A 25,494-nucleotide genomic window follows, 5' to 3' on the forward strand; every position below is an offset into this window, starting at 1 on the left:
GGATGCAAATAGATGTGGCGGCCGTGATCGCGACGCGTGGGATCAGCCCAGGGCAGCTTGAACGTCGCGCGCCCGTCTGAGGTCAGCCGTTTCGGCGCCTTCCTCGAACCAATGGAGTATTGGTTCTAGCAGAGCACGCGCCTCTTCGGCCCTCCCTTGCGTCCGCCATAGTTCTGCAAGGCTTGTTACGGCGCGCAGCTCCAGGGACTTGGCGCTTTGACCACGCGCCACCTCGATAGATTTCTTGAGATGAAGTTCAGCCTCTCCTGTCTTCGACGGCTCGCATACCAGAAGAAGTTGCGCGTTTTGGCGATGCAGCTCCGATTCCCATGACCTGCCCGTCAGGTCACTCATATCGGCCAGGGTTCCTTCGACAATCGATAGCGCGCTTTGGATTTCGCCGGCCTTGGCGTGCAGGTCCGCCTGCCAGCTGAGCATCATCGGAAGCATGAAGCCGACGCCATTCCGTCGCGCTTCGCCGAGTCCCAACGCCATGTCTTCCTGGGCCTCTCCGAGTCGGCCTAGTTCGCCGGCGGCTCGGCCTCGCGAAATTCTCGACAAGATTGCGTATAGCGAAAACCGCTGCTCCTGCGACATTTGAAAGCTTTTTCCGGCGCTTTCGAAGGCTTGGCCGGCCTCGCCGCGCAGGAGGTGCACAACAGACGTCATATAATGCGCGAACGCCACGGTGTAGGGGTGGCCAAGGTCTTGCCCCAAAGCCAGCGCTTCCGAAACGCGGGAAAGAGATTGGTCCGGATAACCCAGAAACCACAAGTCCCAGGACAGGAGCAGAAGTGAAGCCGCTTGGGGTTCCACCATGTAAAGATTGGAGAGAGGTTGTTTTCCTTTGCCAACCGAGAGCTTGATCGACTCCATGAAATGGTCCGCAGACGATCGGAAGTCCCCCATCGTCAATTGCGTACTGCCCATCACTCTATGAGCCACCATCAGCGGCACGGGCTGGGATAATGCTCGAGACCGTGAAAGGAACTCACCAGCCAAGCGGAGCGCATCGTCATTCTTTCCGCCCATCCAGCAGTGCCCCCACAACCCAAATAAGGCCTGGAAATACTCAGGGATATCGCCCAGTTGCAGGCATAAGGCATGGGCTCGCGAAAACGCTTCGCGGGTTTCCGCGGAGGCATACCCCTGAACGGCGATCAGCGGGATTCCCAATGCCAATTGAACGTCGATCTCTTGCTTGTTCCGCTGAGGTGTTTCGGGCAAAGCGTCCAGAAGCTGGAGGGCCTTTCGAAAGCTGGCAATCGCTTCGACGTTGGCGGAATGCGCGAGCGCGCGCTGCCCGGACTCAAACCAGCAACGAATGGCCGATTGGTGATCGCCCGCTTCCTGATAGTGATAGGCCAGAACCTGGGGCTGATTTTCGGCGAGCTCCGAAGAACCATGCTGCAAAACTGCCGCGATGTCGGCGTGTATCTGCTGCCGCTTGCTGCGAAGCAAGGAGTCATAGATTGCGTCACACAACAGCGCGTGCTTGAAGGCAAAACGAAGCCGAGGCGAAATTCCGACTCGATAGATGATGTCGGCCTGTTCGAGCAACGAGAGCGCCGACAACATGTCGTCATCGCCCATTCGCGATGCAGCCGACAAGAGATCATAGGAGAACTCGCGCCCGATCACGGCCGCAATCTGTACAAGCCTGCGACTCGGTGCAACACGGTCCAGCCGCTCCATCAATGCATCGCTCAGCGTGTCCGGGACCCTGAGCGATGCCAGCTGCGGTGCGCGCTCGATGCCTCGGGTTTGCAAAGGCGCGCTCATCATGCTGCTCGTCAGTTCTTCCACGAAAAGCGGCACGCCATCGGCCTTTTCGATGATCCGGTCGAGCACCGGTTCTGGCATGCTCCTTCCCTTCAAGATATCCCGGATCATCGCCTTGACTTCGGTGAGCGACAATCGAGTGAGCGAGTGCATGGTGGCGTTCGCACGCGTCATCCACGTGGGACGGAACTCGGGTCGGCATGACACGATCAGCAGCACGCGGGCGCGATCGATGCCGCTAATGATCGATTCAACCAGCTCAAGGCTCGATGGATCCAGCCAGTGCGCATCCTCGAAGATGCAGAGCGTGGGGCGCTGGACAGAATACGCCAGGATCATGTCGACAAGCGTGCTTATCGTCCTGTTCTTTATTTGCTGCGGCGTAAGACCGGATAGCTCCTGATTATTCTCCAAAGGGATTGATAGCAGCTTGGCAACGAGCAAGACTGCTTCTTTGGAATTGCTGATCGATCGCGGAAGGTAGGTTGTCAGCTTGGCAAGCTTATCTGTCTCGGCATCGCGAGCCCCTAATTGGGCTGCTTGCTCGATCTGACCGATCACCGGATAGAATGCGCTTTGACTATGATAAGGTGAGGACTGGTGGTGCAGCAAAACATGTGGCTCATGCTGAACATGCGAGATCAATTCGTGGAGGAGCCTTGATTTACCGACCCCGGGAATACCCGAGAGCAATATGACCTGCCCCTCGCCTTCGTTGACCTTCCGCCATCTATCGAGCAGCAAGCTCAGTTCGGTCGAACGTCCAATAAGCGGGGTAAGAGAGCCCGTATGCGCAGCCTCGAACCGGCTGGCGGAATGTTTCGCCGAGAGCACGCGATACACGTGAAGCGGTTCACTCAGGCCTTTGAGTTCATGGAGCCCGACGTCCTGGAAATCAAACGCTCCCCATACAAGACGCCTCGTCGATTCCGAGATGAGTACCGTATTGGCAGCGGCAAGGGTCTGTAGACGTGCGGCGATATTGGGTGTCTCCCCCACTGCGTCCATCGACCACGTACCACTATCTCCAATCTCACCGACTATGACCGGGCCCGAGCAGACACCGACGCGGCAATTCAGGGTGACTGGCCCTGATATCTTCGTAATTCCGAACACAATTTCCAGACTGGCGTGAACCGCGCGAACGGCGTCATCCTCGTGTGCGTAAGGCCAGCCGAAAAATGCCATCACTCCATCGCCGAAATAGCGGGCGACCTCGCCTCCATAGCGGGCAATTGCGGCGCTGCACTCTACCCGATACGCGTCAATGAGCTTTTGGAGATCTTCAGGATCCAGCTTTTCCGATAGCTGCGTGGAGCCGACCAGGTCACAGAACATCACTGTGATCTGGCGAAATTCAGCTTCGCGATGTTTGTCAGGAGGATGTTTTTCAGGAGAGGGTGATACCACGGCAGCGCTTGCAACCGCCGTCGGCGTGCCGATAGGCTGGCGCGCGGCCGTCAATGCCTTGACGGCCGTTAGCAGCTTCTTGCGGTGACCCAGAGACGATACTCCGAGCTTTTCGAGATCATTCTCCGTCAGATCCGGCAGGACCGAGAAATCGATATGGTTTTCGGCGAAGATTTTGGCGTACTGGCCTAGACCATGTCCAGCCAGCCACTCGGCCAGGTCAGTGGTTGTTGTCCTCGTCATCGCAGAGGTCCTTGCCTACTGCCGTGCCCCATCAAGGAGCTTCAGATCTCCATACGTGGCCTTTGTCACCTGAACACAGGAAACCTTCTTCGGCGGACGATATCATTTTCCGCACACGGCGTTATATGAGCGTTATTTGAAATGTTCCTCATTCGGTGTGAGGCGCAACCGCAGCGCGGCGCGAGAACGCCACCCGCCGGTACCCTACCCAGCTACCTGCGCCCCAGTCGCGCGCCCTGATCGCCTTGGATCGCAATCGTCCTGTCGCCCGATCGGGGCCTGGGCTCCATTATCGTGCTTCTCGCCATGCCAAGCCGGCGGTGGACTATCGCGCTGCTCCGCTCACGCGTCGGGCCGACGAGCGCCGCGCCTTTCACCCGTCAAAGGATGTGAGCTGCGACAATGGGGCAGGGCTTCTCCAAGCGCCTGCTCAAGCTCTGCGAGCATCTCCGCTTCGGATTTGAGAAGCTCGTGGTTGTATCCCTCCGCCAGAATGAGTGCCGATTCATACGTCTCCTGAACGACACAGATACGGTCATTCGCGGGAAGGGCGGCTACGAACTTGATGGTTTCTTCGACGTGATTGGCCTCGCTTCCGAGGGAGCTGTGACTCCTGAGGAAGCGGGTCGCATCAAGATCACCCGGACAGATCGCCTGCACCTTCGCTATATCGCTCGCCTGCTTCAGCGCCGCGATACGCTCAAGGCAGTACGAATAGCCGATGCAGCCGATTGGATAGTCCTGGGCGCAGAGATCATCGAAGCGCTTGCAGAGCGGCTTGATGCCATCTGGAATAAAGTTAGCGACGAGCCGCTCGCCGGGCACACCCAGCGCGCGCAGATCCTTCAGCGCGAGCCGGTCGTGACCGCTCTCCTCGCGTGCACGCTCTTCCAAGTAGTCTGCAACCTCGGGCCTCCCCAGCTCGTTGAAGCGCCGGGCGGCGCGCCGGAGATTTCGAGGCGTATCGACAGAGGTGTGATACGCGCCGGCCAAAGCGACGATATAGCCGACGAGCGTCGGGTCAGGGCGTGCGAGGTTCTTTTCGATTCCGGCAAATCCAAGATTGATCGCACCGTCGAGCAGCCCGACCGTACTGCCTGCTGACCCGGCACCTGTCATCAGTGCAGAGAAGGGGTCTATGTTTTCTTCCGGACCGCCGGGAGAATGAAACCAGACCTCTCCCGTCTCGCGAGCGATGATCGAAATATCCCCCGCGACGTTGACCCACTCCGTGACCGGCTGTGCCATTCAAACCTCCAGTTGCGAGTGAATGCCCGTGCGTTTTCGCTGGGATGCGACAAAATTCGCACCCAGCCAGAGACCCCTGTGCATCCGAGACGGATTGCAATACCGCTAGATTCCGTTCGGCGTGATGGCCATCAGCAACTTGGCCGTTTCAAGCAGAGGCTGCCCAAGAGTCGGACGTGTGGGTCTCGGCAGCACCAGAACGACTCCGACAGTCCTTTCGAGCCCTGCCTCTGCCAAACTGAACCCAGCATCGTATTCGTCTTCCGTGATCACAATGGGTTTCTCCAAATAGATGCCCCGAGCCGCAAGGGCTGCTTTTGCTGCAGTTGAGCGCGCCTGGTACTGCGCCATGGATATCGCACCCGTACTGGGTGTGATCAGGGGATTGTTGGCGGGACCCGTCCAGATATCGACGATCCATTGCGCGAGGACATCATTTTGGTACGAGAAATCAGCTACCTTATCTTCCAACTCGTCCTTCGCAGTGCCCAGCTCATCCGCAAAAATACCGCGCTTCTGCTTTTTGTTTGTCACGGCCGCGTGCGCTGCTACGGGAAGCATTGCGCCGCCCGCGGCTCCTGCAAGGAACCAACGCCGATTGAAATTCGGTTGTGGCTTGATGTGCGAGGCCATAATCAATCCCTCCCTGCTGAAATCAGTTCGGTGTCTTACTGCCGCATTCGTATTCTAGTTGTAAGTTTTCTTTCTGACAAGGCTGCTGCCGCACTGCCCAACTGGACGCGCAGGGACCGCGATTTATTTGAGCGAACAATGATGAGGACGTCCTAACTCGGCTTTGCCCATCGAAGCCTCTGTGCCGACGCTGCTTCGAGGCATGGTGAAGATCACGCGCATCGCCGCATTCTGCCGGTGGTAATCTCTTACGAGTACACGTGAGGCGAAGGATTGTCCTCCTCGTATGGCGATGGTCGGCTCTTTCAAACGGCACAGCATCAACAGCCTGGGTCTGATGATGTGGCGAGTATCTCGGCACATGATCCGCAGGGTTGTGCCGACCAGTTCAGATACCAATGATGGTGGGACCATGATCCTAAAGCTGCAAATGTCAGCACCGCTGACCCGCCTCATTTCTCACCACATGCTTCCGAAAAAAGCCAGTGCGGCGGCGTTGAACCCCGTGCGAAAGGCGAGGGAACGCCGATCTATAGCTGCGGACCAGATAGTCCGACCTCGCGCTCGGCGCGCAGGACATTGCCATACAGACTGCTGATCCACTGTCGTCCGCTCGCGGTTACGTTCAAATAGCGGATGGCAGTCTGGATCTGCGGTGAGACCTTGGTCCAGTAGAATTGAGGATATTTGTATACCACATCCGCCGGCGTGGCGTATCCGAGCGATTTGTTGAGTCCGATCTCCTCGAATTCGTAGAAGAGCGCATTTGATTTCTTCATGTAGTTCGGATCGCCGAGCTGACCGATCAGATCGGCGGCGCGAAGCAACAAACCTTCCTCCTCGTCCAGATCATCCCTCGGTTCGCTCGTTGGTGCGTCGGCATAAGGGAAACGAGTGTATTCGATGGCCTGGGCAACGCGAGCGGCCTCAATCTGGTCGACTGCGTCAAGACGCTCCACGGCGAACAATTTTGAGCGGTCGACATGATAGGGCGCAAGCGCTGCATCGGAGGAGCCGATCGGTAACTCGACCGTTCGGCCGGTCCCATCAACAACATAGGCTCCGTCCTGATCTCCGTGGACTATTCCCCTGACGTAGCCGATGTCGTGGATCAGGCACGCCAGAATGAAGTGAGCATAGTCCCTAGCCGTCGTCGGCCTCAGAAGCGAGCGCCCGATCAGAATGTCGTGCCCCACCAGCGTGACCAACAAGGTGTGCTCGACATTATGGTAGAGTGCATCGCTATTGCCAATGCATTCCATGGCCAGCTTTGCTGCGTAGGGGAGCAATTCCGGCAGGCTGGCGTGAGACGAGCCGAAGCGACCGCTTGTCTCCGAGATCAGGAACGCACCCAGCGCCTGGGACGTCAGTTCTGGAATCGTTATCATGAGTGAGCTCTCACTTTGGTCGACGATCCTTCGGTAAGCCTTCTGCAGGATCGGGAGGGAGAGGAGGACCTCGCAAGCGTGAGGCCAGCGGATGGGTGATGTTTGACCTAGATCAACAGTGGCCATGACGCCCGGCTGTGCCTACCCGGCAGCTTGTCGCCTGACCGCGTGACTGGTCCGCCGTGCAGGCGCGAAGGGCCCAACCGCACGCTCGGTTCAAATGAACTCCGCTTGATGGCAAAGCGACTTATTATTCTGGGCCCATAGTATCTGTGCGATTGTACGGGTGACCGGATCATGATTCCTCAAGATCGGTTTCGCGGCCTCTTTCACAAATATTTGCTGGCGCTCTTCGTGGCGGTCGCGGTCCCACTCGCATTCAACGGCGTTATTGAAGCGTGGTTCGGCTATCGCGATCAGCGTGCGAGGCTGGACCAGTGGCTCGGCCTCCAGTCGGCGTCCGCGGCCGCTGAGATTCACGATTTCATCCACGGCATCACAACGCAGCTTGGCTGGCTGGTGCAGCTTCCGTGGACCGAGGAGCCCGGCGAACGCCGGCGGACCGACGCGTTGCGCCTCCTTCGACAAGCGCCTGCCATCGCCAGTCTCACACTCCTCGACGGCAGCGGTCTGGAGCGTCTCTACATCTCACGGATCGGCCTCAATCGAATTGACAGCCGCACGGACCGATCAGCTGATCCTGCCCTGGTCGGGGCCCGGGCAACTCAGATCTGGTTCAGCGAGGTCAGCTACAATCGAGGCTCCGAACCGTACCTGACGGTTGCGATTGTCGGCAGTCGACCGGCCCTCGGCGCAATCATAGCCGAAGTCAACCTCAAGCTGATCTGGGACGTGATCTCGGCGATCAAGGTCGGAAGGACCGGCTTTGCTTTCGTCCTGGACCGATCGGGTCGCCTTATCGCCCATCCCGACATCAGCCTCGTCCTTCGCGGGGCGGAAGAAGCAACCTCTAGGCCATTTCGGGCTGTGCGGGACGCCATAGGGTCGCAAGCGGGCTTCGCAACGAGCCGGGATGCACAAGGACAATTTGTCGCCGCCAGCGCGGCTTCCGTACAGGGCACCGATTGGACAGTCGTTGTCGCGCAGCCACTATCCGAAGCTTACGCGCCGATCTACGCCGCCCTGTGGCGGACGGCAATGCTCCTCGCGGTCAGCACGATGCTGGCGGGCATTTTTGCCTATGCATTGGCCGACCGGATGACAGAGCCGATCAAGCTGCTCGAGGAGGGCACAGAGAGGATCGGTGCCGGGTCCTTTGACCACCGAATCCTGATCCACACCGGGGACGAGTTCCAGCGCCTTGCAAACAGTTTCAACAAGATGGCTTCCGAGCTGGCGCTGGCGCAGCAGCACCAGGAGCGCATCGCCAGGCTCAGGCGATTCCTCGCTCCCCAGGTCGCCGATCTCGTCGATCGAGCCGGCGATGACAGCGTGCTGGATGGTCGCCGCACGGAAGTCGTCGTTGTCTTCTGCGATTTGAGGGGGTTCACCGCCTTCTCAGCAGGAGCTGCGCCTGAGGACGTCATGAGCGTATTGTCGGAGTACTATGAAGCCCTTGGCAGGGTCATCGCGAAATTCGAGGCAACGCTGATCAATTTCTCCGGAGACGGGCTGATGGTGCTGGTGAACGCGCCTGTCCCGGTCGAAGAGCCTGCATTGAGAGCCATCGATCTCGCCGTCGACATGCAGAAGACCGTGCAGGCCCTCATCGCGGGCTGGCGATCGCGCGGCTACCAGGTCGGTTTCGGAATCGGCCTTGCCAGCGGGCCGGCGACTGTCGGCCGGATCGGCTACAAGGACCGGCTCGACTATACTGCCATTGGCAGCGTCGTGAACCTCGCGGCACGATTGTGCGCATCTGCCGCAGACAAGGAAATTCTGGTCGACGCTAAAGTCGCCGCTGACGTCGGGGGTCGGCGGCCCGTCGAGGACCTTGGGGAGCGCAATATCAAGGGATTTGACGAAGCTATTCCGGTCTTCGGAATCTCCTTCAATGCTCTCTAGCCGTGGCCGGCCGCGGGACGCCCGGTGCAATCCAGTTGAAGACTGTTCGAGCATCCGGGGCTATGCTTCGACGACCGGCTGACGGCAACGGGTACGTAGCCATGAGGAGCGCCAACTCTGGGGCAGTAACACCACGAAGATGCGCCAGGCGGCGGGAGTTTCTGCTTTTGATGGCGGGCGCGGCGATGTGGACGGCCGACGCGTATGGGCAGAAGTCCGCCATGCCCGTCATTGGCTATCTTTGCCCGGAGTCGCCCGAGCTCTTTGCCAGTCGACTTGAGGCTTTCCGCCAGGGACTGGCAGAAGCCGGCTTTGTCGAGGGCCGCAATGTGAAAATCGACTATCAGTGGGCCAACGGACAATATTCCCGATTGCCTGCGTTGGCCGCCGAACTGGTCGCCCGAAACGTGGATGTCCTGGTGGCGCCCGGGGGTGCCCCCGTGGCACTTGCCGCGAAAGCTGCGAGCCCGACCAAGACAATCGTCTTTGAGATGGGCGGCGATCCCGTTCAGCTCCACGTGGTCGATAGCTTGTCGCGGCCGGGCGGAAACATCACGGGAGTTTCGAGCCTGAGTGTCGACGTGTCGCCAAAGCGGCTCGAGTTGATGCGCGACCTGTTGCCTACGGCGACCAAATTGATGGTCGTCGCCAATCCGACGAGTCCGACCGCAGAAGCGCAATTGCAGAAGCTTCGCACGGCTGCAGATACTATGCATGTTCAACTGGAGATATTGAACGCGAGCAAGGAGGATGAATTTGAATCTGTGTTCGCTGCGGCGGCCAAGGACGGGGCAAGTGGACTCGTGTTTACCTCCGACCCCTATTTTGCATTTCGCAGTACGCGGCTCGCTGCTCTGGCAATGAAATATCGCGTGCCCGCAATCACACAGACCCGAGACTTTCCCATCGCCGGAGGTCTGATGAGCTATGGAGGAGATTTCATGCAGTCGCACCGGCGCGCGGGTGTCTATGCCGGACGGGTCCTGTCGGGCGAGAAGCCTTCCGATCTTCCTGTCCAACTCGTCACAAAGTTAGAGCTCGTCATCAACTTGAAGGCGGCTAAAACGCTCGGTTATGCGTTCTCATCCGCAATCGTTGCCGGTGCAGACGAAGTGATCGAGTAAACAAGCGCGTCACGGACGGCGGCGCATGGGCGGACAGAGCCATTCCTCCAGAGCTGCCATCCGCGGGGACGCGGCCAGACCGGCTTACACCAACCTGACAGGGGCCGCCGACCCGCCTGCGGGGCACTTTTCGCTGGCCGAGGCGCCCGGAATGATGGAAGAGAGCAAAGAGGCGGCGCGAGCCGTGCGGTGATGCCGGGACTACGATGCGCCTTCTGATCGTCGAGGACAATGCCGAGCTGTCGCGGCTCGTGGCCAGCGGGCTGGCAGCGGCCGGCTATGAGAGCGATGTCGTGGGCAGCGCCGCCGAGGCGCGCGCGGCGGTCAGCAGCGTCAGCTATGCCGCGATGATTCTCGACCTTGGCCTGCCCGACGGCGACGGCCTGTCGGTGCTGCGCGAGCTGCGCCGCCAGATGGAGCCGCTGCCGGTGCTGGTGCTGACCGCGCGGGGCGGCTTGCAGGACCGTGTCAGCGGCCTGCGCAGCGGCGCCGACGATTATCTCGCCAAGCCGTTCGCGATGGAGGAGCTGGTGGCGCGGCTGGAGGCGATCCTGCGCCGGCCAGGCCAGCTGCTCGGCCGCTCGCTCAGTCTCGCCAACCTCGTCTACGACACCGAGAGCCGGCAGATCTTCGTCGACGACCAGCCCCGGATCATCTCCGCGCGCGAGACCTCGGTGCTGGAGATCCTGCTGCGCCGGCAGGGGCGGGTGGTCCCGAAGAAGAACGTCGAGGACCACATCTTCGGACTCGAAGGCGAGGTCGCCTCCAACGCCGTCGAGGTCTACGTCTCGCGGCTGCGCAAGCAGCTTGCCGAGCACGGCGCCAAGGTCGTGATCCACACCATCCGCGGCGTCGGCTATCTCCTGGCCGAGGAGAAATAGCGTGACCGCCGCGCCGGCCTATGGCCGATCGCCGACATTCAAATCGCTGATCTGGCGCATCGTGTTCATGCACATCGTGGCGGTCGCGGTGGTCGCGATCTTCCTGCCGCTGGTGCTGTTCTGGCTGCTCAATTCCGAGGTCGACCAGCTGCATCGCGATGCCATGCGCGCCCAGGCCGAGGTGCTGGCCGAGCGCATCGTCGCGCAGCCGGACGGGCTTTTGACGTTCAACCTGCCGGACAGCCTGCGGGGCCTCTATTCGGAAGCTTACGGCCGCTATCTCTATGACATCCGCGATGCCGACGGCCATCTGCTGTTCTCATCCCGCCGCAAGACCGGCGCGGCCGTGTCGGCGCCGCCGCCGTCGGAGACGATTTCCGGCGCAAGCGTCACGCGCATGGTCGATGGCAAGCTCGTGCGCATCCGCGTCGCCGAGGACCTAGCGCACCGCGACGTGATCATCGACGATATCATCTCGAACTTCTTCCGGCGGGTGGGCTGGATCACCATTCCGGTGCTGCTGATCCTGCTCGGCATCGACATTGTCATCTTCCGCCGCGCCATCGCGCCGCTGTGGAAGGCGTCCGAGGAGGCCAGCAATATCGGCCCGGCGCGCACCGACATCCGCCTGCCGACGGAGCAGATCCCGCGCGAGATCCTGCCACTCGTCACCGCCGTCAACCAGGCGCTCGACCGCCTCGAGGACGGCTTTCGGGTGCAGCGGCAGTTCACGGCCGATGCCGCCCACCAATTGCGCACGCCGCTGACGATCCTGCGGACGCGGATTGAGACGCTTGGCGACAACACCGCACGGCAGGCGCTGCATGACGACATCGAGGGAATGAGCCGGATCGTCGCCCAGCTGCTGGAGATCGCCGAGCTCGACACCCTGGTGCTCGATCCCGGTGAGACCGCGGATCTGCGCGCCGTCTGCGCCGAGGTGGTGGCTGCGATCGCGCCGTTCGCGATCGCCCAGCACAAGGACATCGCGCTCAAGGGCAGCGACGCGCCGGTGCTGATTCATGGCAATGCCGAGATGCTGCAGCGCGCGATCTTCAATCTCGCCGAAAACGCCATCAAGTTCACGGCGAAGGGCACCTGCGTGGACGTCGAGGTGCGCGAGGACGGCGAGGTGCGCGTGCGCGATTGCGGCCCCGGCATCGCGGAGGCCGAGCGCGACTTGATCTTCCAGCGTTTCTGGCGCGCCGACCGCCAGCGCAGCGACGGCGCCGGTTTGGGGCTGTCGATCGTGCGCGGCGTGGCCGACGATCACGCCGCGACGATCGCGGTCGAGAATCTTCCCGGCGGCGGCGCGGAGTTCACGCTCCGGTTTCGGCTGGCGGGGGAGGGGGGCCCCGCCCTCAGCCGGAGCTGACCGCTATTTCAGCTTACCGGTCGACAGGTCCATGATCATGCGCGTGGTCAGGTAAAGACGCGGCACGATGCTGTCGATCTTGACATATTCGGCGTCATTGGAGTGCGCGCCGAAGCCGGACAGGCCCATGCCTTCGATCACGGCGCCCTTGGTCTTGAGCGCGGCAAAGGCGGCATCCGTGCCGCCGCCGGTTGCCTTATCGTCGACCTTCAGCGGCAATCCGATCTCCTCATAGATGGTCTTGCCGTAGGCCGCCACGCGGCGCGAGGCCTCGTTGGCCTCGAGCGGCGGACGGCGCACTTCGAACTTCAGCTCGACCTTGGAATCCGGCAGCAGGTGATTTTTGACCTTCTCCTGGAGCGCCTTCTCCAGCTCGTCGAAATCCGACACCTTCAGCGCGCGCGCATCGGCTTGCGCGGTGGCTTCGGCAGGAATCACGTTGCGGTTGGTGCCGGCCTTGGAAACGGTCCAGTTCAGCTTCAGGCCCTGCTCGGGTTTGGACAGATCCTTCATCTGCAGCACCTGGTGCGAGAGCTCGTAGAGCGCGTTGATGCCGCCCTCGGGCCTTGCGCCCGCATGCGAGGAGCGGCCGGTGACCGTGAGATAGGCCGAGCCGATGCCGCTGGTGGCGAGCCGCAGCGTGCCGTCGGTGCCGCCGCCTTCGAACGAGAACACCACATCCTGATCGGAAGCGAGCTTGGTGATGGTGCTGCGCCAGCCGGGCGAGGAGATTTCCTCATCGCCATTGGTGAGCACCGTGAGCGTGCCGTAGTCTTTGAAATTCAGCTTCTGCAGCAGCGCCACGGTGTGGAGAATGAGCGCGACGCCCTGCTTGTCGTCGGCGATGCCGAGGCCGAAGGCCTTGTCGCCGTCGATGCGGAACGGCTGGTCCTTCAGCATGCCTCTCAGGTACACCGTGTCCATGTGGGCGATCAGCATGATCTTCTTGGTGCCGGTCCCCTTGAAGACGGCGTGCACGGCCGGGCCGATCTTCTCGGGCGTGTCGTCGAGGCGATAGATGTCGGTCGATTGCAGGATCTCCACCGTGCCGCCGAGCTGCTTGAGCTGGTTGGCGACGCGGCCCGCGATCACGTTCAGGCCCTCGATGTCCCTGCTGCCGGTTTCGATGTTGACGAGATCGCGCAGCGTGTCGAGCAGCGGCTGCTGCTCCTTCTGCGCCAGCGCATGGACATCGGCCACTGGCTCGGCACACGCGACAGTCGCGGCAGAGGCCAGCCAGAGCGAAGCAAGCAAGGAAAGGATGAACGATGGAGCAGGGTGCGATCGGAGCATGAGCGGCTGTCCATGAGTTGGAGGATAGCCCGGTATGCCCGTGTTTCCCGCACGTGTCACGCGCGTCATGCTCCGCCGAGGCGGAGCATGACAAGGGTCGCGACCGCTACTTCTGCGGCGGGCCGAGATCCAGTGGGGGCAGGTCGATCTGCGGAACCTCGATCTTGACCTTGTCGAGATCGACGCTGAGCGGCTTGTCCAGGAGGCCTGTCACGGTGATCGGGAACGCGATCACGATCAGCACCATGATCATCTGCAGGCCGATCCAGGGCATCGCGCCCCAATAGATGTCGGAGCTCTTCACTTCCTTCGGCGCGACGCCGCGCAGGTAGAACAGCGCAAAGCCGAACGGCGGATGCAGGAACGAGGTCTGCATGTTCACGCACAGCATGACGCCGAACCAGATCAGCGCCGGTCCGTCGCCGACGACGGGACCGAGAATCTTCTGCGCGATCGGCGCGATCATCGGCAGGATGATGAAGGCGATCTCGAAGAAGTCGAGGAAGAACGCCAGGAAGAAGATGAAGAGATTGATGAAGATCAAAAAGCCCCAGACGCCGCCGGGCAGCGAGGTCAGGAGGTGCTCGAGCCAGACGCCGCCGGAGACGCCGAGGAACACCACCGAGAAGCAGGTCGAGCCGATCAGGATGAAGGTGACCATGCAGGTGAGGCGCATGGTGGATTCGTAGCCCTGCTTGATCAGATCGCGCAGGTCCGGGATGCGCGCGGCCGAGATGCAGATCCAGGCCACCGCCAGATAGGTGACCGCGAAGGCGAGCTTGAAGATCAAGTTCTCGGTGAACAGAATCGCGACGATGGTGCCGATGCCGGCGGCGACGATGCCTGCGACCAGCACCTTGCGGTCGGTCGAGGAGAAGTCCTTGTGGTGGATCGCGGCGAGCACGATGGCGCCGACCGCGCCCATCGCGCCGGCCTCTGTCGGGGTCGCAAGGCCCATCATCATTGTGCCGAGCACGACGAAGATCAGCACGGCGGAGGGGATGATGCCCATCAGGCACTTCTTCCACAGCGCCCAGCCGGTCAGCGTGCGCGCTTCGAGCGGCACCGGCGGCACGTGGCTCGGCTTGATCAGGCCGAGAATGAAAGTGTAGCCGGCAAACAGCATGATCTGGAACACGGAGGGGCCCCAGGCGCCGAGATACATGTCGCCGACCGACTTGCCGAGCTGGTCGGCGAGCACGATCAGCACCAGCGAGGGCGGCACCAGCTGCGTGATGGTGCCGGAGGCAGCAAGGACGCCGGTGATGTAGCGCATGTTGTAGCCGTAGCGGATCATCACCGGCATCGAGATCAGCGCCATGGCGATAACCTGCGCCGCCACGGTTCCGGTGATGGCGCCGAGGATGAAGCCGACGATGATGACGGAATAGCCGAGGCCGCCGCGGACCGGGCCGAACAGCTGGCCCATCGAATCCAGCATGTCCTCGGCGAGGCCGCATCTTTCCAATATGGAGCCCATGAAGGTGAAGAACGGGATGGCGAGCAGCAGCTCGTTGGAGAGCACGCTGCCGAACACGCGGCCGGGAATCGCCTGGAGGAAGTTGAGGTCGAAAAACCCGAGATGGATAGCGAGGAAGCCGAAGGAGAGACCGACCGCGGCAAGCGTGAACGCCACGGGGAAGCCGATCAGCATCGCCAGAACCAGGCCGCCGAACATCAGCGGCGGCATCATCTCCAGCGTAATCATTGGGTCGGCCTCTCGTACTTGGCGTCGATCGTGACATAGCCCTGGAGAGCCGCGATACGCTTGATGACTTCGGAAACACCTTGCAGCGCCAGCATCACGAAGCCGGCGGGAATCACGAACTTGATCGGCCAGCGGATCAGGCCGCCGGCATTGCCCGACATCTCGCCGACGTCATAGGCCTGCATGAAGAACGGCCAGGACAGATAGGCGAGCAGGAGGCAGGCGGGGATCAGGAAGAACAGCGTGCCGATCATGTCGAGCCAGAGCTGGCCGCGCTCGGACAGGATCAGATAGAAGATCTCGACCCGGACATGCTCGTTGCGCTTGAAGGTATAGGACGCGCCGAACATCACCAGGATCGCGAACATGTACCATTGCAGCTCGAGCCAGCCGTTCGACGAATAGCTGAAGGCGTAGCGGATCATGGCGTTGGCCGCGCTCACCAGACAGGACAGGAGCACGAGCAGGTTACAGACGTACCCAATCTTTTCATTGAGGGCGTCGATGGCGTTGCTCACCGCCAGCAATGGACGCATCTTACTTTTTCTCCGTCGCGGCCTAACTTCACGGGAGCATCAGCACGCATCGTTCGGCCGGCGTGCAAAACGCACGCGACCGCACGGCTCTTTTTCCGAAAGCGTTGCGGCGTCAGTCCTCCCCTCGTGCCTTGCCGTCTTGACCGCGACCGCCAACGGGCGGGCCGGCTTATTGCTGCCGGGCAAGCAAAGGCGGTCGCACCAAATCAGCGGCTTCAGGCGCCGTCAATCGGAAAATGGACAAATTGACGCGCGCTCAAAAGCTTAACGCGGCGGGGCTTGAGTCCTAGCCGCCGGTGACGCTCATGTGCCGGGAGACGCTGGGGCGGTCGTGGCGGCGGTCGATGATGAAATCGTGGCCTTTGGGCTTGAGCCCGATGGCGCGGTCGATCGCATCCGCAAGCAGCATGTCGTCGTCCGATGCACGCAGAGGTTTGCGCAGGTCGGAGGCGTCCTCGTGGCCAAGGCAGGTGTGCAGCGTGCCGGTGCAGGTGATGCGCACCCGGTTGCAGGATTCGCAGAAATTATGGGTCATCGGCGTGATGAAGCCGAGCTTGCCGCCGGTCTCGGCGACGCTGACATAGCGTGCGGGCCCGCCGGTGCTCTCGGCTAAATCCGTCAGCGTGAATTGCTGGGCGAGACGGGCGCGCAACAGGGACAGCGGCAGATACTGGTCGATCCGGCCTGAGCCGATCTCGCCCATCGGCATCACCTCGATCAGCGTCAGCCCCATACCTTTGCCGTGGGCCCAGCGCATCAGCGAAGGCAGCTCGTCCTCGTTGAGGTTCTTCAGGGCGACCGCGTTGATCTTCACGGCGAGGCCTGCGGCGCGCGCGGCCTCGATGCCCTCCATCACCTTGTCGATCTCGCCCCAGCGGGTGATCTCGCGAAACTTCTTGGGATCGAGCGTGTCGAGCGAGACGTTGATGCGGCGGACGCCGCAATCCGCCAGCTCCTGCGCATGTTTTGCGAGCTGGGTGCCGTTGGTGGTCAGCGTCAGCTCGTTGAGGGCGCCGGTCTTGAGATGCCGCGACAGCGAGCGGACCAGCGTCATCACGTTGCGGCGGACCAGCGGCTCGCCGCCGGTGAGCCGCAGCTTTTTCACGCCCTTCGCGATGAAGGCCGAGCACAGCCGGTCCAGTTCCTCCAGCGTCAGCAGATCCGCCTTGGGCAGGAACGTCATGTCTTCCGACATGCAATAGAAACAGCGCAGGTCGCAGCGGTCAGTGACGGAGACGCGCAAATAACTGATGGTTCGCCCGAACGGATCGGTCATCGCGCTCGACAGCGCGGCGCGGGGATTGGCGGAGGGTCCGTTCATACCAAATGCCTTGTCACTTAGGGCGACGGGCGGCACCTTGCTTCAGCGGTGCCTTGGAAACAATCTAAGCATCGGACGCGGCTAGGACAATCGGTTGGTATACATAGCTCACCGCCTGGATCAGCGTTTGCCCGTGCCCGGATCTGGGAACGGCGAGGCTGCGGCCGGCGTGGCCTCCGCCGGTGTGGCAGCAGGCGCCGCTGCGGCCGGTTTGGCCCTCGGCCGGTGCGGCTTCTTCTTCACCGGCTTGGGCGGCACCGCGGGCTGAAGCTCTGCGAACACTGGATTCGGGTCCGTCGTGACCGAGGCGGGCGTGGTGAAATCGCCGGGATTCTTGATCACGTTCACCGGGACGCTGGCCGGCTGGTATTTTGGCAGCGCGAAGGCGACCGTGAAGGGGGCGTCTGGCGCGGGAACTGAGACCGAGCAGGGGGTCTTGCAGCCCGGACCGAGCGAGGTGCTCGCGTCGGCGCCTGGCGGGTTGGATTCAAGCCGGACCTGGACGGTCGGCGGGGCCGATTTGAACATGTCCCAGGACATCGAGGAGCAGCCGCCAAGGCTCGCTCCCGCTAATGCAATCGCGATGACACGACGCATGACCATCCATTTCTGTGTGACGAGCCGCCACGTCCCCGGCCGGACCTTAGGAGCGTCGCTGGGGGCAGGCAACCGGCGGGCCGCGCCTAGCTAATAGGGTTCTGCGGAATAGCCGAGCGATATCAGGCAATTGCGGGCGCCAAGCCCGTCATCAGGCTGTGCGCGGCGGCCGGCAGGTCCCGCATATGATGGATCAGCCGATCAGGCTTCAGCTCGGCCATCGGTACGTCGGTATAGCCGAAGCTGACCCCAATCACCGGCACCCCGGCCCGCCGGGCGACGCCGACATCGGTTCCGGCGTCGCCGACCATGATGCTGGACTTCACCTCTCCGCCGGCGCGGGCGACGGTCTCGCGGAAAATGGTCGGATCGGGCTTCTGGACGCCAAACGTGTCGGCGCCGCAAATCGCGGCGAAACGGCGGGTCAGGTCGAGCTGGTCCAGCAGCCGCTTGGACAGCCATTCCAGCTTGTTGGTGCAAACCGCGAGGCGATGGCCCTGGGCGGCAAACTGGTCGAGCGCGGCCTCGAGCCCCTCGAAGGGGCGGGATTCGACGGCGATGTGGTCGGCGTAATAGCCGATGAAATCCGCCGTCATCCGGTCCATGTCCGCGGGGGTGACGCTGCGGCCCTCGGCCTCCAGCCCCCGTTCGATCAGCTTGCGGGCGCCGGCGCCGATCATGTTGCGCGCCGAGGCCATCGGCACGGCCGGCAGCCCTTCACGGTCGAGCACGTAGTTGAGCGCGGTGATCAGGTCGGGCGCCGTATCCACAAGCGTGCCGTCGAGATCGAAGACGAGGGTGTAGGGGGAGGTCATGAGCCAAGCGCTATCGGGCCGGCCGGATCGGCGCAAGGGCCGAAGCCATAAGTTCACCTTATAAGATCGGTCCAGAGGCCTGTTCCGGCGGAAAAAACGAGGCTACATAGGCCGCCGCAAACACCCTAATCGAGAGGCGGGCGCATTTTGGATATGGACCAGTTGAAGCGGCAGGCTGCGGCGCGCGCGCTCGAGGAGGTGCGTGACGGCATGCAGCTCGGGCTCGGCACCGGCTCGACCGCAAAGCATTTCGTCGAGCTGCTCGGCGAGCGTGTTACCGCCGGGCTGAAGGTGATCGGGGTGCCGACCTCCGAAGCAACCCGCCTCGATGCGATCCGCTGCGGCGTGCCGCTGACCACGCTCGACGAGATCGACCATCTCGACATGACCGTCGACGGCGCCGACGAGATCGATCCCGACTTCAACCTGATCAAGGGCGGCGGCGGCGCGCTGCTGCGCGAGAAGATCGTGGCGGCCGCCTCGGATCGCATGATCGTGATTGCCGACGACAGCAAATGGGTGCCGACGCTCGGCAAGTTTCCGCTGCCGATCGAGGTCATCCCGTTCGGCCTTGGCGCGACGCACCGGGCGATCGAGAAGGCATTTGCGGCGTGCGGCGTTTCCGGGCAAATGGCGGTTCGCAAGGCCAAAGATGGCCACGTTTTCGTCACCGATGGCGGCCACTGGATCGTCGATGCCCAGCTCGGACGTATTGTGGATCCGCCCGATCTCGCCAAGGCGTTGAGCGCGATTCCCGGCGTGGTCGAGCACGGGTTGTTCATCGGCTTGGCCAGTTCGGTCGTTTTGGCGGGCGGCGAGGGAATTCGCGTGATTGAACGGCGCAAGCCGAAAGGAGACTAGGAATGAAGAGCGTTTTGAAGTTGTTGCCGGCTGCGACCCTCGCTGTGGGATTGGCGCTTTCGGCCGCCCCGGCTCTCGCGCAGCAGCAGGGCGCACAGCCGAAGGCCTCGCCGGCGGCGATCGCTGCGGCCAAGGAAATCTTGCAGATCAAGAACGCCACGGCGATGTATCAGGGCGCCGTGCCCGGCCTCGTCGAGAAGACCAAGATCGCGCTGATCCAGCAGAACCTGAACTACCAGAAGGACCTCAACGAGGTCGCCCCGGTCGTGGCCCAGCAGCTCCAGGGCCGCCAGAACGAGATCGGCGAGGGCATGGCGCAGATCTATGCCAGCGAGTTCACCGAACAGGAGCTGAAGGACCTCGTCACCTTCTATAAGTCGCCGCTGGGCAAGAAGCTGATCGATGCCGAGCCGCGCGCCATCGGTCTCAGCATGGCCTTCATGAACTCCTGGGCGCAGAACTTCTCCGAGACCGTGATGGGGGCCTTCCGCGCCGAGATGCGCAAGCGTGGCAAGGAAATCTGACAGTACCTATCTGTCTAGGTATTCCTTTGAAAGGGGTCGGAGTGGACAATGGCTGAATTCGACGTCGACCTCTTCGTCATCGGTGGTGGTTCGGGCGGCGTGCGTGCCGCCCGCATTGCGGCGGGCTACGGCGCCCGTGTGATGATCGCGGAAGAGTACCGCATGGGCGGCACCTGCGTGATCCGCGGCTGCGTGCCCAAGAAGCTGTTCGTGATCGGCTCGCATGTCCGTCACGAGCTCGAAGATGCCGCCGGCTTCGGCTGGACCGTTCCGCCCGCGACTTTCGACTGGCCGACGCTGATCGCCAACAAGGACAAGGAGATCGCGCGGCTGGAGGCGGCCTACACGACCAATGTCGAGAAGTCGGGCGCGCACGTCGTCAAGAGCCGTGCCGTGATCGAGGACAAGCACACTGTCCGTCTGCTCACCGACGACAAGAAGATCACCGCGAAGTACATCCTGATCGCCACCGGCGGCGCGCCGAACCACGGCGCGGCGATCCCCGGTATCGAGCACGTGATCTCCTCCAACGAGGCGTTTCATTTGAAGAAGCTGCCGCGGCGGATCGTGATCCAGGGCGGCGGCTATATCGCGCTGGAATTTGCCGGCATCTTCGCCGGATTCGGCTCCGACGTCACCGTGATCTATCGCGGCGATAACATTTTGCGCGGGTTCGACGAGGACGTCCGTACCCATGTCCGCAGTGAGATGGAGAAGCAGGGCATCACCATCCTCACCGGCTGCACTGTGACGAAGGTCGACCGCCACGGCGAGGAGTTCACCACGCATCTGTCGAACGGGTCGAGCCTTGCCTCCGACCAGGTGATGTTCGCGATCGGCCGCCATCCCAACGTTGCCAATCTCGGCCTCGAGAACGCCGGCGTCGCCATCGATCCGAGGAATGGCGGGATCGCTGTGGACCATTTCTCGAAGAGCTCGGTCGACAGCATCTATGCGATCGGCGACGTCACCCATCGCTTCAACCTGACGCCGGTCGCGATCCGCGAGGGCCATGCCTTCGCCGACACCGTGTTCGGCAAGCGCGAGGTGCAGGTCGATCATTCCTATATCCCGACGGCGGTGTTCTCGCAGCCTGAGGTCGGCACGGTTGGCCTCACCGAAACCGAGGCGCGCGCGCAGTTCAGCCACGTGGACATCTACAAGACGACGTTCCGCCCGATCAAGGCGACGATGTCCGGCCGCGACACCCGCGTGCTGATGAAGCTGGTCGTCGACGGTTCGACCGACCGCGTGCTCGGCTGCCACATCGTCGGCGATTGCGCCGCCGAGGTCACGCAAGTTGTCGCGATCGCGGTGAAGATGAAGGCGACCAAGGCCGATTTCGACGCGACCATCGCGCTGCATCCGACGGCGGCCGAAGAGCTGGTCACGATGCGCACGCCGACGGCGCGGCATGTAAGGCAGGCGGCGGAGTAGGGGTTGCTTATTCTGCCACCGAGAACTGAAGGACGAATAGCGATCGGCCGCCAGGTGCGGGGCTGTCGCTGACCTCCACCTGCCAGACGACATGACGCAAGAGCCGCTCCGTCAAGTCATGCTTGAGGATTTCGCCACTCAGTTCGATCGCTGCGGTGCGCGCCGCGATAATGTCAGGGAGATCCAACCCGACGTCGTCGAGAACTGAATTCCCGTCATGGATATGGAAGAAATATCGCGGCATTGATGTCTCCGGATAACGCGAACATTCGGATGACTGCAGCGAGCGCGAGCGGCCCTGAAGCGAATAAGTTTTGATGCGCGCTCACCCTCTCCCCTTGTGCGAGAGGGCGGCTCGCGGCGGAGCGGCGAGACGGGTGAGGGGTCTCTCTCCTCACAAACAGTCTTGCCAGTCGAGAGAACCCTTCATCCGGCGCTCCGCGCCACCTTCTCCCTCAAGCGGAGAAGAAAACTCAGGGCGGCTAGCTGTGCTCCATTTATCCGTACAGATACCCGACCGGCTTGCCTTCCGTGCGCAGCGGGCGGATGTCCTTCTGCGTGATGATCTCACCGGCGAGGCCGTCGATCTCGTCGCGCTGGGTCGGCGTCCAGCTGCGCAGCTCGTTCATGCCCTTGAGCAGGCCGAGGCGGAGGACCTGGGTGTTTTCACTGAGGCCGATGAGGCTGACCGACTCCTTGCCGGCCGTCACCACATCGCCCGCAGAGAGCTCGAAGCTCTCGCCGGATTTCCTCCTGAATTCCGCCGTGCCGCGAATGACACGGTAGATCACGACCTCGCCCTTGGCGAGACAGGCAGGGTCCGCCGGCATCGACGCGCTCTTCGGCAGCAGCGACTGGCCGCGCGGATCGGTGGCGATGATGTGGCCGGTGACGAGATGGCCGCTGGGAATCTCGATGCCGATATCGCGCACGTAAGCCGGCGTCGCCGATTTGATGGAGCCGTCGGCGAGCGGCCTGAACAGCGCATCCAGCGCCAGGGGATCCTGAAGCCAGAAGCCGGCATCGGCCGGACGGTTGTGCAGCCGATGGCTCCAGGCCACGCGCGGCGTCTCGGCCTCGTTGATCTGGTCGGGACCGACGATGGTCGGGTTCGGAAAGGTGGTCGGGTCGGTCACGAAGGCTTCGAGGAATTTGCCGGAATAGCCCATCGAGATCGGATCGGGCACCACCGTCTGCGGCGTCTTCAGGTTTTCTTCGGTCGACAGTCCCGACCAGGTGTAGAACAGCTGGCGGTGCACGATCGCGCTTTGCAGCATCACCGCGCCCGGACCGACATTGTAGAAGCGGCCGTCGTAATCGAAGGTGAATGCGCCCGAGGTGACCAGCACGAGCTGGAAACCGCCCGGCGGCAGATGCAGATGAAAATCGGTGGGGCCGGTGTCGGGGCGGTAGATCGGCAGATTGGTCGCGACCTCGTGCAGCAGGAAGGTCTCGTTGTTGGCGTGGAAGCCCTCGTTGGCGCGGTTGTAAAGCGCTTGCGGCCGGTACGTCGCCTCGAAGTTCGCGTCTCTGTCGCGATCGATCGCGACAAAATCCTGGTCGTTGAGGCGAAGCGGCGCGCCGTTGGGATGGGTGAGGCCGGTGAATTTGAGATCGCCCGCAGCATGCACGTTCATGGCATTCTCCGATCCTGGGCCGTTCGTGCCACAGCCGGGCGCACGCATCCTGCTGCGCCACGTGGTGGAGGGCAGGGAATCTGGCCTGATGCTGTCGTTGCGAATTTCGGGCCAGTTGAGATGCGATCCGCGCGCGGGGAGCGCCGGCTTCACGCGGCGCGAAGAAAAGTCGAGATTGCACCTGAGGTTAGACGGCCCGCATCACTGGGTCTTGCGGTTCGCTTCACCACGCGCCCGATTTCGCTGAGGTGGCCTGCGCTGGCTAATTTGTCGGCATGCCCTGCTGGCAGCGTGCAGCCGCACGGATCAGCCAACGCCGACGGTTCATTCGAAGGAGCGAGGGGTCCGTTCGGGCTTGCCGATGGGGCTGTCCGCCCACTTGGCCATTTCCATCGTTCGCGCGTCGATGCCTTGGCACCAGAGGCAGCTCAGCTGGGTGTGCCCCTTGGCTGACAGCGTCGGAACGAGGCCATGGCCGCAGCCGGTGCAGGACGTCAGGCGATTCATGCGTTTCTCCAGGATCAGCAAATTCGGGACGGGGACTTTCGTTCGCCAAGCTTGCGCGGGCGCTATGAGGCCGCGCGGATGCCGGCAGTCGGAGCGCTGGTGCCCGCGATCGTCGCCTCCGCGATCCAGCGCGACACGGCTGCGACGTCCTCCCCATTCTCGCGATAGGCCAGCAGCTGGAATTCGGCCGAGCTGCCGCGTTCGACGATGGTCCGGCAGTGCTCGACCTCGGCGGCGCAATTCAGCGCGGCTGCGTCCTCGGCCGTGTCATCGATCACGCGCGAGAGCAGCTCCGAAATCGTGACCGGCCCGTCCCTGGAGGCGAAGATGCAATCGGTGCCGTAGCGCTGCGCGCGCCATTTGTTCTCGACCGCAATGGCGCGTTCGACCACGTTGACCTGCTTCGACAAATCGGGCCGCAAATAGAGATGCCGCGTCAAGCAGCGGTAGAACGAGGCAATCGCGACGGCGTCGTCGACGAAGGTGCAGGTATCGGGCGCGCGAAGCTCGAGGGTCGGATGCCGCATCGAGGGGCGCATCGCCCACCAGATGTGGCTCTCGTCGGGAATCACGCCGGAGCGCTGCAGCGCCCCGACATATTCGTCGTAGTCCTGCCGGCTCTCGAATAATTCGGGCAGGCCGGTGCGCGGCAACTCGGAATAGGCGGCGAGCCGGTAACCCTTCAGGCCGGTCTTGTGGGAGTTCCAGAACGGAGAGGAGGCGGAGAGCGCGATGAACAGCGGCAGATGCGGCAGCATTGCCCGCATCACCGCCATGCGCTTCTCCGGATCGGGCAATTGGACGTGCACGTGCATGCCGCACATCATGTTGCGGTGGCCGATGCTGCGCAGATCCTCGATCATCTCCTCGTAGCGCGGCTTGGGGGTCGGCTGCGACATCCGCCAGACGGCGGTCGGATGCGTGCCGCAGGCCATGATCACGAAACCATATTGCGCGGCGACGGATGCGACCTCGCGGCGGAGGAAGCGGAGCTCTTCCCGCGCGTCGTTGACGTCGACGTGAACGTTGGTGGCGACCTCGAGCTGGGATTGCAGCATCTCGCGCATGGCCTGGCCGCCGGTCGACCAGTTCGCGGACTCGAACAGCTCGTTGGGAGTCTGGATTGCGACCTCCAGGGTACGGCGATCGGCGAGGAAAAATTCCTCCTCGATGCCGAACGAATAGTCCGCCGCCTTGCCGCGCGCACCGGCCGAGCGAATGACGAGGTGCTGCCCGCCGTCGGAGGGATCCAGCCGCAGCAGTTTCAAGACGTCCGAAGCAATTGTCATATGCCGCCCGGCAGCAGTGCTATCTGCGGGCTATAATCCGCCTGACCGAAGCCGGTTCCGCGGACCCGTTGGAAATTGCAAGGTCGAACGGAACAATTCTCGCGCTTTCGGATGCGCGCGCGATCAAAGCATGGTTGGGCGGCACCTCCGTCCAGTCCGTCTCCTTGTCGAACGGCTCGGACACGACGATGACCTGGCCGCCATCCTCGCGGAAGTAGAGTGTGTTGGCGGCGTCATTGACCGCGATCCGGAAGGCATAGAGATCCCGGCCGTTGGCGATCGCGCTGGTGAAGCGCAATCGTTCGCGCAGTGTCCCTTCATTGACGAGGCCGACGAGCGCTTGCAGCACGACCTGCGTCGCTCGAAGCGGATCGTTCTCGAGACCCGCGCCCATCATGGCGAGGAAGACGGCTTCCGAATCGGTCGTGCCGAGGCGCGACGGATAATAGGCGTCGGGAATCAGCGCCTCGACCTTGCGCCGCAGCCTGTTCCAGCTGCCGACGAATCCGTTGTGCATGAACATCCAGTGGCCGCAGGCGAAGGGATGGCAATTCTGCCGCGTCACTGCCGTGCCGGTGGCGGCGCGCACATGCGCGAAGAACAGATGCGAGCGCAGGTGGCGGCAGAGATAGCGCAAATTCTCGTCCGACCAGGCCGGACGCGTTTCGCGGTAGAGGCCGGGCTCCGGATGCTCGCCATACCAGCCAAGACCGAAGCCGTCGCCGTTCGATCCCGCCGTCGACTGGAGCGAGCGGATGCTTTGCGCCACCAGTGAATGCTCGGGCTCGGTGACATAAGGTTCGAACGATGTGGTCTCGCCCCGATATGCGATCCAGCGGCACATGAATGTTCCTGTCGCG

The 25,494-nt window shown here is 62.5% G+C and carries 22 protein-coding genes; 7 read left to right on the forward strand and 15 right to left on the reverse strand.

The genetic code is table 11. The features are described from left to right. Positions 1-42: 42 nt before the first annotated feature. The 4 genes from AC5V87_RS17015 to AC5V87_RS17030 all read right to left on the reverse strand — a co-directional run bounded on the left by AC5V87_RS17015 (position 43) and on the right by AC5V87_RS17030 (position 6,704). Positions 43-3,435: an adenylate/guanylate cyclase domain-containing protein gene (locus tag AC5V87_RS17015; protein ID WP_495371628.1), complete on the reverse strand. Its 3,393-nt coding sequence runs from the start codon at positions 3,433-3,435 to the stop codon at positions 43-45. Between the two features lie 342 nt (positions 3,436-3,777). Continuing rightward, positions 3,778-4,683 carry a hypothetical protein gene (locus AC5V87_RS17020; RefSeq protein WP_456839092.1) on the reverse strand — a complete coding sequence of 302 codons (906 nt, stop codon included), beginning with the start codon at positions 4,681-4,683 and terminating at the stop codon, positions 3,778-3,780. Between the two features lie 105 nt (positions 4,684-4,788). After that, positions 4,789-5,316 (reverse strand): hypothetical protein, encoded by a 528-nt coding sequence (locus tag AC5V87_RS17025; protein ID WP_495371629.1) that lies wholly within the window; start codon positions 5,314-5,316, stop codon positions 4,789-4,791. 530 nt (positions 5,317-5,846) lie between these two features. Beyond that, on the reverse strand, positions 5,847-6,704 hold the full coding sequence (locus AC5V87_RS17030; protein ID WP_495371630.1) for a metal-dependent phosphohydrolase: 858 nt from the start codon (positions 6,702-6,704) through the stop codon (positions 5,847-5,849). A gap of 297 nt (positions 6,705-7,001) precedes the next feature. Here AC5V87_RS17030 and AC5V87_RS17035 point away from each other — a divergent pair, with 297 nt between their 5' ends. The 4 genes from AC5V87_RS17035 to AC5V87_RS17050 all read left to right on the forward strand — a co-directional run bounded on the left by AC5V87_RS17035 (position 7,002) and on the right by AC5V87_RS17050 (position 12,109). Beyond that, positions 7,002-8,729: a cache domain-containing protein gene (locus tag AC5V87_RS17035; RefSeq protein ID WP_495371631.1), complete on the forward strand. Its 1,728-nt coding sequence runs from the start codon at positions 7,002-7,004 to the stop codon at positions 8,727-8,729. A gap of 170 nt (positions 8,730-8,899) precedes the next feature. Beyond that, entirely contained in the window at positions 8,900-9,853 is a 954-nt protein-coding gene (locus tag AC5V87_RS17040) for an ABC transporter substrate-binding protein (RefSeq protein ID WP_456839088.1), read from the forward strand. A 206-nt stretch (positions 9,854-10,059) separates the two neighbouring features. Next, a complete protein-coding gene (locus AC5V87_RS17045) occupies positions 10,060-10,734 on the forward strand; it encodes a response regulator (protein ID WP_456839087.1) in 675 nt (224 codons plus the stop codon). A gap of 67 nt (positions 10,735-10,801) precedes the next feature. Continuing rightward, a complete protein-coding gene (locus AC5V87_RS17050) occupies positions 10,802-12,109 on the forward strand; it encodes a sensor histidine kinase (RefSeq protein ID WP_495371907.1) in 1,308 nt (435 codons plus the stop codon). Between the two features lie 3 nt (positions 12,110-12,112). Here AC5V87_RS17050 and AC5V87_RS17055 read toward each other — a convergent pair whose 3' ends face one another. The 6 genes from AC5V87_RS17055 to AC5V87_RS17080 form a co-directional block, all read right to left on the reverse strand. Continuing rightward, on the reverse strand, positions 12,113-13,402 hold the full coding sequence (locus AC5V87_RS17055) for a M20/M25/M40 family metallo-hydrolase (RefSeq protein WP_495371632.1): 1,290 nt from the start codon (positions 13,400-13,402) through the stop codon (positions 12,113-12,115). Between the two features lie 106 nt (positions 13,403-13,508). Further along, a complete protein-coding gene (locus AC5V87_RS17060; RefSeq protein ID WP_456839085.1) occupies positions 13,509-15,110 on the reverse strand; it encodes a TRAP transporter large permease in 1,602 nt (533 codons plus the stop codon). Beyond that, complete coding sequence (locus AC5V87_RS17065; RefSeq protein ID WP_456839084.1) at positions 15,107-15,646, reverse strand: TRAP transporter small permease subunit; 540 nt, start codon at positions 15,644-15,646, stop codon at positions 15,107-15,109. Before AC5V87_RS17065 ends, AC5V87_RS17060 begins: the two co-directional genes overlap by 4 nt. A 286-nt stretch (positions 15,647-15,932) precedes the next feature. Beyond that, positions 15,933-16,967 (reverse strand): GTP 3',8-cyclase MoaA, encoded by a 1,035-nt coding sequence (gene moaA / locus AC5V87_RS17070; protein WP_456839083.1) that lies wholly within the window; start codon positions 16,965-16,967, stop codon positions 15,933-15,935. Positions 16,968-17,087: 120 nt separating this feature from the next. Then, positions 17,088-17,564: a hypothetical protein gene (locus AC5V87_RS17075; protein WP_456839082.1), complete on the reverse strand. Its 477-nt coding sequence runs from the start codon at positions 17,562-17,564 to the stop codon at positions 17,088-17,090. 122 nt (positions 17,565-17,686) lie between these two features. Further along, positions 17,687-18,379: an HAD-IA family hydrolase gene (locus tag AC5V87_RS17080; protein ID WP_456843367.1), complete on the reverse strand. Its 693-nt coding sequence runs from the start codon at positions 18,377-18,379 to the stop codon at positions 17,687-17,689. Between the two features lie 147 nt (positions 18,380-18,526). Between AC5V87_RS17080 and rpiA the strand changes: the two genes are divergently transcribed. The 3 genes from rpiA to gor are packed head-to-tail and all read left to right on the forward strand — an operon-like array spanning position 18,527 to position 21,201. Further along, positions 18,527-19,240: a ribose-5-phosphate isomerase RpiA gene (gene rpiA, locus AC5V87_RS17085; RefSeq protein ID WP_456839081.1), complete on the forward strand. Its 714-nt coding sequence runs from the start codon at positions 18,527-18,529 to the stop codon at positions 19,238-19,240. A gap of 2 nt (positions 19,241-19,242) precedes the next feature. After that, entirely contained in the window at positions 19,243-19,764 is a 522-nt protein-coding gene (locus AC5V87_RS17090; protein WP_456839080.1) for a DUF2059 domain-containing protein, read from the forward strand. 48 nt (positions 19,765-19,812) lie between these two features. Then, positions 19,813-21,201, forward strand: a complete 1,389-nt coding sequence (gor, locus tag AC5V87_RS17095) for a glutathione-disulfide reductase (RefSeq protein WP_495371633.1) — start codon at positions 19,813-19,815, stop codon at positions 21,199-21,201. A 7-nt stretch (positions 21,202-21,208) separates the two neighbouring features. On the opposite strand, the gene AC5V87_RS17100 is transcribed toward gor, so the two are convergent. The 5 genes from AC5V87_RS17100 to AC5V87_RS17120 form a co-directional block, all read right to left on the reverse strand. Beyond that, positions 21,209-21,445 carry a DUF6894 family protein gene (locus AC5V87_RS17100; protein ID WP_456839078.1) on the reverse strand — a complete coding sequence of 79 codons (237 nt, stop codon included), beginning with the start codon at positions 21,443-21,445 and terminating at the stop codon, positions 21,209-21,211. Positions 21,446-21,698: 253 nt separating this feature from the next. Beyond that, positions 21,699-22,838: a hypothetical protein gene (locus AC5V87_RS17105; RefSeq protein ID WP_495371634.1), complete on the reverse strand. Its 1,140-nt coding sequence runs from the start codon at positions 22,836-22,838 to the stop codon at positions 21,699-21,701. A gap of 324 nt (positions 22,839-23,162) precedes the next feature. Continuing rightward, the gene (locus tag AC5V87_RS17110; RefSeq protein WP_456839076.1) at positions 23,163-23,345 is read right to left on the reverse strand and encodes a hypothetical protein; all 183 of its coding nucleotides are present in this window, start codon (positions 23,343-23,345) and stop codon (positions 23,163-23,165) included. A 62-nt stretch (positions 23,346-23,407) separates the two neighbouring features. Beyond that, positions 23,408-24,634 (reverse strand): carboxylate-amine ligase, encoded by a 1,227-nt coding sequence (locus AC5V87_RS17115; protein ID WP_456839075.1) that lies wholly within the window; start codon positions 24,632-24,634, stop codon positions 23,408-23,410. Between the two features lie 19 nt (positions 24,635-24,653). Then, entirely contained in the window at positions 24,654-25,478 is an 825-nt protein-coding gene (locus tag AC5V87_RS17120; protein WP_495371635.1) for a class II glutamine amidotransferase, read from the reverse strand. Positions 25,479-25,494: the final 16 nt, after the last annotated feature.

The organism is Bradyrhizobium sp. SOJA106 (assembly GCF_059448745.1).

Bases quoted from the DNA above. Each gene is read 5' to 3' on its own strand.
- AC5V87_RS17080 (WP_456843367.1), bottom strand. From the start codon at position 18,379: ATGACCTCCCCCTACACCCTCGTCTTCGATCTCGACGGCACGCTTGTG.
- AC5V87_RS17045 (WP_456839087.1), top strand. From the start codon at position 10,060: ATGCGCCTTCTGATCGTCGAGGACAATGCCGAGCTGTCGCGGCTCGTG.
- AC5V87_RS17040 (WP_456839088.1), top strand. From the start codon at position 8,900: ATGGCGGGCGCGGCGATGTGGACGGCCGACGCGTATGGGCAGAAGTCC.
- AC5V87_RS17075 (WP_456839082.1), bottom strand. From the start codon at position 17,564: ATGCGTCGTGTCATCGCGATTGCATTAGCGGGAGCGAGCCTTGGCGGC.
- AC5V87_RS17100 (WP_456839078.1), bottom strand. From the start codon at position 21,445: ATGCCGCGATATTTCTTCCATATCCATGACGGGAATTCAGTTCTCGAC.
- AC5V87_RS17120 (WP_495371635.1), bottom strand. From the start codon at position 25,478: ATGTGCCGCTGGATCGCATATCGGGGCGAGACCACATCGTTCGAACCT.
- AC5V87_RS17065 (WP_456839084.1), bottom strand. From the start codon at position 15,646: ATGCGTCCATTGCTGGCGGTGAGCAACGCCATCGACGCCCTCAATGAA.
- AC5V87_RS17055 (WP_495371632.1), bottom strand. From the start codon at position 13,402: ATGCTCCGATCGCACCCTGCTCCATCGTTCATCCTTTCCTTGCTTGCT.
- AC5V87_RS17110 (WP_456839076.1), bottom strand. From the start codon at position 23,345: ATGAATCGCCTGACGTCCTGCACCGGCTGCGGCCATGGCCTCGTTCCG.
- AC5V87_RS17015 (WP_495371628.1), bottom strand. From the start codon at position 3,435: ATGACGAGGACAACAACCACTGACCTGGCCGAGTGGCTGGCTGGACAT.
- AC5V87_RS17060 (WP_456839085.1), bottom strand. From the start codon at position 15,110: ATGATTACGCTGGAGATGATGCCGCCGCTGATGTTCGGCGGCCTGGTT.
- moaA (WP_456839083.1), bottom strand. From the start codon at position 16,967: ATGAACGGACCCTCCGCCAATCCCCGCGCCGCGCTGTCGAGCGCGATG.
- AC5V87_RS17050 (WP_495371907.1), top strand. From the start codon at position 10,802: ATGCACATCGTGGCGGTCGCGGTGGTCGCGATCTTCCTGCCGCTGGTG.
- AC5V87_RS17035 (WP_495371631.1), top strand. From the start codon at position 7,002: ATGATTCCTCAAGATCGGTTTCGCGGCCTCTTTCACAAATATTTGCTG.
- AC5V87_RS17115 (WP_456839075.1), bottom strand. From the start codon at position 24,634: ATGACAATTGCTTCGGACGTCTTGAAACTGCTGCGGCTGGATCCCTCC.
- AC5V87_RS17020 (WP_456839092.1), bottom strand. From the start codon at position 4,683: ATGGCACAGCCGGTCACGGAGTGGGTCAACGTCGCGGGGGATATTTCG.
- AC5V87_RS17030 (WP_495371630.1), bottom strand. From the start codon at position 6,704: ATGATAACGATTCCAGAACTGACGTCCCAGGCGCTGGGTGCGTTCCTG.
- AC5V87_RS17090 (WP_456839080.1), top strand. From the start codon at position 19,243: ATGAAGAGCGTTTTGAAGTTGTTGCCGGCTGCGACCCTCGCTGTGGGA.
- AC5V87_RS17025 (WP_495371629.1), bottom strand. From the start codon at position 5,316: ATGGCCTCGCACATCAAGCCACAACCGAATTTCAATCGGCGTTGGTTC.
- gor (WP_495371633.1), top strand. From the start codon at position 19,813: ATGGCTGAATTCGACGTCGACCTCTTCGTCATCGGTGGTGGTTCGGGC.
- AC5V87_RS17105 (WP_495371634.1), bottom strand. From the start codon at position 22,838: ATGAACGTGCATGCTGCGGGCGATCTCAAATTCACCGGCCTCACCCAT.